The following is a 6,745-nucleotide window of genomic DNA, read 5'->3' on the forward strand; positions in this document are numbered from 1 at the left end:
CCTGCCCGGACCCCTTCGGGCGTCCGGGCAGAGGCGAAGACCTTAACCTAGCGCCCGGTTCCGCCGTAGACCGTGGCTGCGTCCTCGCCGTCGAGCCCGAATGCTCCGTGGACTGCGCGCACGGCCGTGTCCAGCAGCTTGGCGCTGGTGACCACGGAGATGCGGATCTCCGAGGTGGAAATCATGTCGATGTTCACTCCGGCGTGGTGCAGCGCCTCGAAGAACCGGTGCGAGACTCCCGGGTTGGAGCGCATGCCGGCGCCGATCAGTGAAAGCTTGCCGATCTGCTCGTTGTACTGGATCGTGTCGAAACCGACCTCGTCCTTGGCCGCATTCAGCGCGTCAATGGCCTCTTTGCCGTCGATGATCGGCAGCGTGAAGGAGATGTCCGTCCGTCCCGAACCCTTGGTGGAGACGTTCTGGACAATCATGTCGATGTTGGTGTTCGCGCCGGCCACAATCCCGAAGATTTCCGCGGCCTTGCCGGGGATGTCGGGAACGCCCACCACGGTGACCTTGGCTTCGGAGCGGTCATGGGCGACGCCGGAGATGATGGGCTGTTCCAAGGGTTCTCCCTCTTGAATCTTAATCTTGTCATCGGGGCTGGGCAGGACCCAGGTTCCCTCGTGCGAGCTGAAGGATGAGCGGACGTGCAGGGGCACACCGAAGCGGCGGGCATATTCCACGCAGCGCAGGTGCAGGATCTTGGCGCCGGAAGCGGCCATTTCCAGCATTTCCTCGCTGGAGATCTTGTCGATCTTCTGAGCGGAGGACACAACGCGGGGATCGGCGGTGTAGATGCCGTCAACGTCGGTGTAGATCTCGCAGACGTCCGCGCCGAGTGCTGCGGCCAGCGCGACGGCGGTGGTGTCCGAACCGCCGCGGCCCAGCGTGGTGATGTCATGGCTGTCCCGGCTCATGCCCTGGAACCCGGCGACGATGGCGACGTCGCCCTTTTCAATGGCTGTCTTGATCCGGTGCGGCGAGACGTCAATGATGCGCGCCTTGCCGTGAATGGCATCAGTGATCATGCCGGCCTGGCTGCCCGTGAAGGACTGGGCGGAGCCCCCGCGTTCATTGATCGCCATGGCCAGCAGGGCCATGGAAATACGTTCGCCGGCGCTGAGGAGCATGTCCATCTCGCGGGCGTTTCCGTCGGTGGTGATCTGGCCCGCCAGATCCAGCAGTTCATCCGTGCTGTCACCCATGGCGGAGACCACCACCACCACCTCGTTGCCGGCGGTGTGTGTATCCATCACGCGTTTGGCGACGCGCTTGATGCCTTCGGCGTCGGACACGGAGGAACCGCCGAATTTCTGAACAATCAGGCTCATGCGTACACGCTCTCTGAATCACTTCCGGTTTGGTGCCCGGCGACGTCCTTGGCGCGGTGCAGTCGATGTCAGCCCCGGCAGTCCCGGGAAGCCGGGGCCGCAGAAGCTGCGGCCAACCATCAAAAGTCTATCGTTGCGCCCCGAACGCGCCGAAATAGAAGGGACACATGCACTTAATGTCACGTTCCGCGGCGGAGGCCGGGAGCTAGGACATGCTCCGTCGGCCTTCAAATGCCCGGCCCAGCGTAATCTCGTCGGCGTATTCCAGATCTCCGCCCACCGGCAGCCCCGACGCCAGCCGGGTCACGTTGATGCCCAGGGTCTTGAGCATCCGGGAGAGGTAGGTGGCCGTGGCTTCGCCCTCAAGGTTGGGATCCGTGGCGATGATGATTTCCGAAATTTGTTCGTCTGAGAGCCGGCTGAGCAGTTCCCGGATGCGCAGCTGATCCGGTCCGATCCCCGCAATGGGATTAATGGCGCCGCCGAGGACGTGGTACCGGCCGCGGAAGGACCGTGTGCGTTCCACCGCAATAACGTCCTTGGATTCTTCCACCACGCAGATCATGGTGGGATCCCGGCGCGTGTCACGGCAGATGGCGCACGTTTCCTGCTCGGTGACGTTGCCGCAGATCGTGCAGAACTTCACCTTGTCCTTCACCGTGATGATGGAGGACGCCAGCTTCCGCATGTCCTCGGGATCAGCTTCCAGAATGTGGAAGGCAATGCGCTGGGCTGACTTGGGGCCAATCCCCGGAAGCCGGCCCAGCTCATCAATCAGTTCCTGAACTGCGCCTTCGTACACGTGACCTTCTCTGCTGGATGGATGTGCGCCGCCGCTAAGGCGGCACCGGTGCTGCGGGTTGTCTCTGCGGGCCAGCCGCGGAATCGGGGCGGCGGGCCAGCAAAAACGGGAGGGCTAGCGGCCGTCCACGCTGCGTTCTTCGATCAGTCGGCCACCCAGAATCCGCTCGATGGCTTTCCTGCCCACCAGCCCGGAATCTTCCAACCGGATGTCATCCGCGCTGGGGATGTCCTCCACCAAGTTTACGTTGCTGCGTCCAGCGGAGGGATTGGGCGAGCCGCCGCGTGCGGCGGCTTCGTTGAGCAGTTTTTGATAGCGGCTCAACGGCCGGCCGTCATTGTTGCCGGGGCCCGGGCCGGACGCGTGCTGCGCTGCCGGCTGCGGCTGCGGGCGGGCCGGTGCTGCAACGGACGACGACGCCGCGGCTCCCGGAGCAGCCGACGCCTGAGCAATCGACGCCGAAGCAATCGACGCCGGAGCGGCCGGGGACGGCTTGCCCCCGGACGCAGGAGCAGCCCGGCGCACTGCGTTTTCGGTGTTGCCAGCGTTGTCGGCGTTGCCGGTGCTGTTGCCGTGTGCGCTGCCGGCAGCCCTGGCCGGCGAAGAACCGGTTCCGGCCCAGTTGGTCGCTGCCCATTCGCTGTCCGACAGGTTGCCCGCCGAATACACGTCCGCCGGCGGCTCGGCCTGTTCCCAGGCGTTGCTTTCGGGTCCTCCGGCGTAGGGGTCCTCAGGCGGTTCCTGCTGCCAGTCTTCGGGCAGCGGTCCGGGCGCGGCTACAGGCTTGTTCCTGGCACTGCTCGCTGTGGACTGACCCGCCGACTGACCCGCCGACTGAACCGGGGACTGCGACGGCTGACGCGACGACGACGACGACTGGTCCGCCGCGGAAGGACCGCCCTGCTGGGGTTGCCGGGATCGCTGCGGCTGCTGAGCATCGGCACCCTGCTGGGGGTTTTGGGTGCGTCGCCGATTGAGCGCGGCAGCGGCCGCGGGTCCGGACACAACGGCTGAGGAACCGTGGGCCGGGCCGCCCTGTGACGCCGCAGATCCAGCGGCTGCTTTTGGCGGCGCCGGAGATTCAGCGGCTGCTTCAGGTGCCGGAGGAACCGGCGATGAAGGAACCGGCGAAGAAGACACAGTTGTTGACGAAGCCGTTTCCTGCCGGACGGCGTGTTGTTGCTGGGACGGAGCCTGGACCTTCGCGGAAGCCGGCGCCGGGGTTAACCGGCTACCTGCTTTTGGGCCCGACTCACCCGCCGAACTGTCATGCACCACGTTGACCTGGCAATCCACGCCAAGGACCTGGTTGACTGCCTTGCGGAGGTTCTCCAGGTGGTCGGGGCGGTTGAAGTTGGTGGCGGCGCCCTGGTTGCTGAAGGCCAGTTCCAGGATTCGTCCGTTGAAGGACTTGGGGCTGGCGTTCTTGCTGACGTTGAGCCAGGTGGCACGGCGGATTCCCGTGAGGGCATCCATGATCTCAGGCCAGGCCCGGCGGATCATCTCAATCTGCCCGCCGGCATCGCCTGATTCAGCAGCAGCAGGCTGGCCGGCAGGAGCCGGCGCGGATGTGGAGGCCGGCGCCGCAGAATTCCCCGGGGCGGACTGCCAGGCCGGCGAAGCAGCGGGCGAGGGAGCCGCCGTCTGGTGACCGCGGTCGGGAGCAGCTGCAGAGGAACCAGCATGTGCCCCAACCCGGTCCGCGGCAGGTGCGGACTGCCCTGTTCCAGCGGTTCCGTGTGCAGCTGCCTGCGGCTCGGGGGCTGTTGCCCAGGTTCCGCCCCAATCCAGGGGCGAACTCTCCGACGGCGCGGCCGCGGCTGCCGGTGCTGCTTCCGGCCTGGACGCGTTTGGCTGCGTACCGTTTGCCGAACCGTTAGACGGCGAAACCGTCGGCGCGGTCGGCGCGGCCGGTGCGTCCGCTACAACCACGGGCTCATCCGCCGTGGCCGGTGCAGCCGGAATGGATTCCACCGGGGAAGCTGCTGCGGCGGCACGGCCAACAGCCTCGGTGCTGTCACCGGCGTAGCTGAGCCGGCGTTCAATCCGGTCCACCCGGGCAGCTGTGCCGCGCTCGGTCTGGTCGGCGGCGGGCAGCAGGATGCGGGCGCAGAGCAGTTCCAGATGCAGGCGCGGCGAAGTGGCGCCCGTCATCTCGGTCAGTGCGGTGTTGGTGATGTCTGCCGCGCGGGACAGTTCGGCACCGCCAAGCTGGGTGGCCTGCGTGCTCATCCGGCTGATCTGGTCTTCCGGCATGCCGCGCAGCACTGCGGCGGCGCTCTCCGGCATGGCGTGGACGATGATCAGGTCCCGGAAGCGCTCCAGCAGGTCCTCGACAAACCGTCGCGGGTCCTGTCCGGTCTGGATGACGCGGTCCACGGCACGGAAGACGGTGGCGGCGTCGCCGGCGGCAAAGGCGTCGACGACGTCGTCGAGCAGTGAGATGGGGGTGTAGCCCAGAAGGTTGACGGCCAGTTCATAGTCCAGGCCGGACTCTCCGGCGCCGGCCATCAGCTGGTCCAGCACGGACAGCGAGTCACGGACGGATCCCCCTCCGGCGCGGATCACCAGGGAGAGGACGCCCGGGGCCACCGGCACGTTCTCCTGCTGGCAGAGCTTGTCCAGGTACGCCAGCAGCGGTTCGGGCGGGACCAGGCGGAACGGATAGTGGTGGGTGCGGGACCGGATGGTGCCAATGACCTTGTCCGGTTCCGTGGTGGCGAAGATGAACTTGATGTGCTCCGGCGGCTCTTCGACGATCTTCAGCAGCGCATTGAAGCCGGCAGACGTGACCATATGGGCCTCGTCAATGATGAAGATCTTGTAGCGGTCCCGGACCGGGGCAAAGGTGGCACGTTCGCGCAGGTCGCGGGCGTCGTCGACACCGCCGTGGCTGGCCGCGTCAATCTCGATGACGTCCAGGCTGCCGGATCCGCTGCGGGCCAGTTCAACGCAGCTGTCGCACTTGCCGCAGGGGACCGGCGTCGGGCCTTCGGCGCAGTTCAGGCAGCGCGCGAGGATGCGGGCGGAAGTTGTTTTGCCGCAGCCGCGGGGGCCGGAGAAGAGATAGGCGTGATTAACGCGGTTCTTGGAGAGCGCCGCCATCAGCGGCTCCGTGACGTGCTCCTGCCCGATCACATCCGCAAAGCTCTCGGGACGGTAGCGGCGGTAAAGAGCTGTACTCACAGATAGAACCCTATCGGTTGGCACTGACGGTTTGCATCCCGGCATTTGGGGCGGGGAAAACCTGTTGGTCCTGAAAAAATTAAAGACCCCTCATGCACCTGCCAGAGCCCGCTTACCCTTGCTACCTTCCGGTCCTGGGGGAGTTCACAGGATGACACCACATGAGGGGCCGGGAACCAGTCTACCCGATTTTTGGAGTGCTTTTGCGGCACCCGGTTCCAGGGCGCTTCCGCAGCGGGTCGGCGCTCGGTCCGGTGCTTCGTGGCGTGCCCATACGCATCCTCTATATGCAGCCCTTATAGGGGAGGCACTGCAGCAGTCCGGGCGTAGCGGTACATGTCACGCCAATGCCCTCCCACCTTCTGCCAGGAGGGCAGCAAAGCCTCCCTTGTATAGCCGGCTGCCTCGGCGGTGCGCCAGGAGCCCTCATTCCACGGCTCTATATACAGTTCAACCCGCGGCAGCCGCACCCCTGTCAGTGCCCACTCGGTCAGCAGCTCCAGTGCCGCACGGGCGTACCCCTGTTTGCGGTGGGCGGGACCAATCCAATACCCGATGGTGTTCGGGTTGCCGGTGCGGCGGGACGACTGGCCCGGCCACAGCCCAATCTGCCCCACGGCTTCACCGGTTAAGGCATCCGCAACGGCAAAAGACCAGCCCGCTCCGCTGCTCAGGCGATGGTGCTGGCGCTCGATGAAGGCCAGAGCCTCAGTTTCGCCTGCAGGAGCCTGCTTACCGCCGTCGGATTCCGGAGCAGCAGGAACCGAGGTGATCAGGGGAATCAGTGGATCCATGGACGCGGACTGGATGAGGACGACGTCGTCAGCCGTGAAGGCGCGGAGCGTCACCTGGGGGATCGGTGCCCCGGTAGTTGTTGGTGCCCCGGCAGAGACAGGGGAGGGCTCGGTAAGTGCGGGGCCTGTCCGCCTGGGGGTTGTTCGCCCGGGGCCCGTAAGCACAGGGAGCTTCAGAGGGAGGGGGCGAACCTGTCTGCCGGCCGGGGGCATGGCGCTCCTCTTCTCTGTAGTACGTCGTCCTGATCGGGGATCCTGCTGTTTGCTGCATTGTCTCTACCTTCTTATCCCCTCGAATGCCGAAGCGGCCACCAAGGCCGTTGTTGCGGGTTCCCTCCGGTGGGATGCAGAGCCGAATGCAGGGCGCCCTTTTTCGGTGTTGCAACGCGGCTTTATCTGCCGCCTGAAGGCGGGCTTACCGCCCGCCGGAAGTCGATTTGCGCCGGTCCCCAACCCCGTGTAGAGTCTTCTAAGTCGCCGCGGCCGGGAGTTGCAAAACAACCTGAGCATGGCGGCCAAACCCCACCAAAAACATTCTGGTGATCCTGCCTGTGCCCAGTGCACCGACACGGAAAGCCGGGGCTTTTGCGCGGGTTCGTCCGGCCGGATGAAACGGTAACCGGGAATTA

General features: G+C 65.6%; 4 protein-coding genes and 1 other RNA gene. All 5 read right to left on the reverse strand.

Annotation, left to right across the window (positions count from 1 at the left end):
* Positions 1-47: 47 nt before the first annotated feature.
* The 5 genes from AC4D2W_RS14480 to AC4D2W_RS14500 all read right to left on the reverse strand — a co-directional run bounded on the left by AC4D2W_RS14480 (position 48) and on the right by AC4D2W_RS14500 (position 6,170).
* Positions 48-1,334, reverse strand: coding sequence for an aspartate kinase (locus tag AC4D2W_RS14480; RefSeq protein ID WP_490927619.1), 1,287 nt, complete (start codon positions 1,332-1,334; stop codon positions 48-50).
* 205 nt (positions 1,335-1,539) lie between these two features.
* Positions 1,540-2,136 carry a recombination mediator RecR gene (recR, locus tag AC4D2W_RS14485; RefSeq protein ID WP_400929581.1) on the reverse strand — a complete coding sequence of 199 codons (597 nt, stop codon included), beginning with the start codon at positions 2,134-2,136 and terminating at the stop codon, positions 1,540-1,542.
* A gap of 114 nt (positions 2,137-2,250) precedes the next feature.
* The gene (locus AC4D2W_RS14490) at positions 2,251-5,322 is read right to left on the reverse strand and encodes a DNA polymerase III subunit gamma and tau (RefSeq protein ID WP_490927620.1); all 3,072 of its coding nucleotides are present in this window, start codon (positions 5,320-5,322) and stop codon (positions 2,251-2,253) included.
* 78 nt (positions 5,323-5,400) lie between these two features.
* Positions 5,401-5,496, reverse strand: an RNA gene (gene ffs, locus AC4D2W_RS14495) — signal recognition particle sRNA small type.
* A 122-nt stretch (positions 5,497-5,618) separates the two neighbouring features.
* Entirely contained in the window at positions 5,619-6,170 is a 552-nt protein-coding gene (locus AC4D2W_RS14500; RefSeq protein WP_490927621.1) for a GNAT family N-acetyltransferase, read from the reverse strand.
* Positions 6,171-6,745: the final 575 nt, after the last annotated feature.

It is taken from the genome of Arthrobacter sp. TJ-58 (genome assembly GCF_058269295.1).

What these genes read in the sequence shown, in the direction of transcription:
- AC4D2W_RS14480 (WP_490927619.1), bottom strand. Translation starts at nt 1,334, where the DNA reads ATGAGCCTGATTGTTCAGAAATTCGGCGGTTCCTCCGTGTCCGACGCC.